This is a genomic window from Psychrobacter sp. AOP31-B2-9 (genome assembly GCF_052378005.1).
Lineage (GTDB): Bacteria > Pseudomonadota > Gammaproteobacteria > Pseudomonadales > Moraxellaceae > Psychrobacter.
The window spans coordinates 1-589 of record NZ_JBQSXG010000332.1 but is presented as its reverse complement, the minus strand read 5'-3'; the positions used below and the strand labels follow the sequence as shown (position 1 = coordinate 589).

Here is a 589-nt window from a genome sequence, read left to right as displayed (position 1 = left end):
TTGACAATATTTCAATAAACTCTATACTTTTATTCATAAATAATTCAGCAACATTCCAATTCGGGCCATTTCCTTGGTATAAAGCCAGTAGTAACGGTACCCCTCCTATGCCCTCTCAGACCAATCGATTACATAAAGTTACCATTCATGCCGACAGTTTAACAGTAGATGCCTTCTATCCTGTGGCGTTTTATGGTGTCAGCAGTGTTAATCAAACCGATACTATTGACATACTAGTGTTTAGTTACATATTTCTAGACTCGGACGCTTGTTTATCATTGGTTGGTACACCTGTTTGCTTGACCACGCTGTCCGCGAATCGTACGCCTACCTGTCGCACAGGTCTCATACGAGGTGTCCGTTGTCAGCAGTCTGATGGCGCGATGCACTTTTATACGTTAGAAGTCGTGACTCCTGACTGGCAGTTGACGCAGTCGATACATACGCGCACTTTCATCAATCAGTCCACCCTAGATATCATCACCGCTATTCTTGGTGATTATGATATGACGTGGGAGATATCTGAGACGCTGCTATCATCAGGCAGTACCGCCTCAGAGCAATTGTCTCTGCCCTTAGCCATACGCAC

1 protein-coding gene is annotated in these 589 nt (G+C 44.5%); it reads left to right on the top strand.

The features are described 5' to 3' along the window. Positions 1–107: 107 nt before the first annotated feature. Positions 108–589: contractile injection system protein, VgrG/Pvc8 family (locus tag ACT3SX_RS15500; RefSeq protein ID WP_444761867.1), on the top strand; the 482-nt coding region annotated here is incomplete at its 3' end.